This is a genomic window from Streptomyces sp. NPDC001732 (assembly GCF_053596315.1).
The window spans coordinates 1-2366 of sequence record NZ_JBSFFY010000182.1; the positions used below are offsets into that span (position 1 = coordinate 1).

At 71.1% G+C, this 2366-nt stretch carries 4 protein-coding genes and 1 pseudogene; 2 read left to right on the forward strand and 3 right to left on the reverse strand.

The annotated features are described in order from the left end of the window. A partial coding sequence (locus tag ACWCXX_RS41185; RefSeq protein ID WP_451136423.1) for a transposase occupies window positions 1-290 on the reverse strand: 290 nt, incomplete at its 3' end. Between the two features lie 136 nt (window positions 291-426). On the opposite strand from ACWCXX_RS41185, the gene ACWCXX_RS41190 reads away from it, so the two are divergent. Both ACWCXX_RS41190 and ACWCXX_RS41195 read left to right on the forward strand, forming a co-directional pair. Then, window positions 427-669, forward strand: a complete 243-nt coding sequence (locus ACWCXX_RS41190; protein ID WP_451136425.1) for a hypothetical protein — start codon at window positions 427-429, stop codon at window positions 667-669. 69 nt (window positions 670-738) lie between these two features. Then, entirely contained in the window at window positions 739-1572 is an 834-nt protein-coding gene (locus ACWCXX_RS41195) for a transposase family protein (protein ID WP_451136427.1), read from the forward strand. Window positions 1573-1834: 262 nt separating this feature from the next. Here ACWCXX_RS41195 and ACWCXX_RS41200 read toward each other — a convergent pair whose 3' ends face one another. Next, a complete protein-coding gene (locus ACWCXX_RS41200) occupies window positions 1835-2032 on the reverse strand; it encodes a hypothetical protein (protein ID WP_451136429.1) in 198 nt (65 codons plus the stop codon). Between the two features lie 126 nt (window positions 2033-2158). After that, window positions 2159-2366 (reverse strand): annotated as a pseudogene (locus ACWCXX_RS41205) (MobF family relaxase); the annotation flags it as partial.

Consider the following 2366-nt stretch of genomic DNA (forward strand, 5'->3'; position numbering starts at 1 on the left):
AGACCTGCTTTGCGCAGCTCGGCCAGGAGCACTTCGTGCAGGCGGGGCCAGAGGCCGGCCTCGGTCCAGTCCCGCAGCCGCCGCCAGGCCGTCACTCCGCTGCAGCCGGTCCGCTCGGCCGGAACGTCTCTCCAGCTCACGTTCTTGCGCAGGACGTAAACGATGCCCCGCAGGGCCGCACGGTCGTCCGCCGGCAGACGTCCGGGGTATCGATGGCGCCTCGGCGGGCGGGGCGGCAGCAGCGGAGCGATACGTTCCCACAGGTCATCAGGCACAAGATCATCCGACACCTGCAACACTCTGCCGCGACCAGGCCCGGTCGCCAAGCCCTCACGCCGAACTCATTCTGAAACGATCAGTAAGCAGCTCGCCCGGGAGCGTGCCGCGGCCGCACCGGTGCCGGGGCAGGTGGGCGGACAGGCGGTGATGCTGATCCCACACCGCGCGGCGGGTGTGGAGGAGACCGCGCTCCCGGCGGACTACCAGCGGATCCTCGCGGCCGTGCGCCAGGCCGCCGGACCGGTCATGGCCCGCGAGGTCGGCGAGGTGGTGGGGGTGGATGTCAGCGTGCGGTCCAAACTGGAACCGCTGCGCAGCAAGCTGGTCAGACTCGTCGATCGCGGCTGGCTGCGCAAACTGCCCGACGGCCGGTTCACCACCCGTCTGTGACCAGGACCGCCACTCGGAGCGGCTCGGCACTGACGTAACCCGGGTGCCCCCGGCGGCTGTTGGGACTGTGTGAAGAATGCCAAAGAGCACACCGAGGACACCTGCTCGCTGGTCTATCAGCGCCGTCTGCCGCTGTCCACGCGCACCATCAGTCACCTCGCCGATCTGCTCAGGCGCCATCTGAAGGCGATTCGGTCCAGGTGGCGGATCCTGCCGCCGGGGAAGATCGCGGTGATCGTCCTGGCCGTACTGCGTCATGACCAGCGCCTGGCCGACATAGCCGGCGGCAACAACGTGTCCGAGTCCACCATCCGCCGCTGGCGCGACGAGGTGATCGGACTGCTCGCCGCCCAGGCCCCGCGCCTGGACCGCGCCCTGCGGAAGGTTGCCAGGCAGGGCGGGGAGGTCGTCCTGATCGACGGCACCCTCATCCGCACCAGGCGCCGCACCGGCAAGGTCGACCGACGGAACTACTCCGGCAAGCACCACAGCCACGGCCTGCACTTCCTCGCCCTGACCGACGAGAGCGGGCGCCTGATCTGGATATCCGCCGCCCGGCCCGGCCGCACCCACGACAACACCGCGGCCCGCCACGACCACATCCTGAATCACCTGCGCGCCGCCGGCCTCGGCGCCCTCGCCGACCTCGGCTTCCGCGGCCTGGACAACGACATCCTCAATCCTGTGATCATCACCGGCTACACCGCCAGCCGGACCCACAAGCTCACCCCAGGCCAGAAAACCGCCAACCGCGTCCTCGCCGTCGGACGGGCACCGGTCGAGCACGGCTTCGCCCACCTCAAGAACTGGTGGATCCTCACCAAGCTCCGCACCGACCCCGCCCGCGCAACCCAGCTCCTGCGCGCTCTGCTCGTCCTGACGAACCTCGAAGTCAACCGCTGACGGATGATCTTCTCTGCGGACTCCTGCCCACGACCAGCGTGAGTGCCCCGAGCACCGTCACACCAGCCCTTTGGCCTGTTGTTTCAAGTTGGCGGAGGCTCAGTGGAGTCCACCCGATGTCACGGTGGAGTCCACTCCCACTCGGTGCGCTTCGCGGTGGAGTCCACTCCCGCCGGGTGGATCCCCACGGTGGGCCCCCCTCTCCCGGAGTCACACCATCCATCGCGCCCACCGGGTGCGCGGTGGGGTCCACCGTGTCCACTCACCAGAAGTAGCGGTGGCGCAGGCGCGCGGTGCGCCACGGGTTCGGCCGGCCGCCGGGGTACTGCCGGGAGCGGCGCCGGAGCGGCCGCGGCTTCGGTGACGGGTACAGCGCCGTCCGCAGCCGGCTCGCGTCGGTGAGCCGCTCCAGGCGCTCCCGCTGTTCCGGCGAGAGCTGTATCAAGATCAGGTCGACCATGGGTTCCTCCTCGTTCACGGGGGCAGTCCCCGTACCTTCGCCGCGCCCTGATGTCTCCGGGGCCGGGGCGCCGGGCGCGTGCCGGGTGCTGGCGCGGTGGCTCCGAGCTGCGTCCCGCCGGGCGGGTCACGGCCGGGGCCCGGGGCCCTGGCCGTGACCGGGCTGCTGGCGCTGCTCGTGCTCCTGGCGGGGCCGGTCGACCGGTCCGGCCGGGTCGGCAGCCGGGGCCTCCCGGTCCTCGACGATGCGGCTGCGGGCGTCGGCGGCCTGGGTGAGGGCGGCCAGCCGGGCGAGGTTCTGCGGTGTGTGCAGCCACGTCGCGGGATCGGTCGTA

Excerpts from the sequence above, each read along its gene's own strand:
- ACWCXX_RS41190 (WP_451136425.1), top strand. The coding sequence starts at position 427 with ATGCTGATCCCACACCGCGCGGCGGGTGTGGAGGAGACCGCGCTCCCG.
- ACWCXX_RS41200 (WP_451136429.1), bottom strand. The coding sequence starts at position 2,032 with ATGGTCGACCTGATCTTGATACAGCTCTCGCCGGAACAGCGGGAGCGC.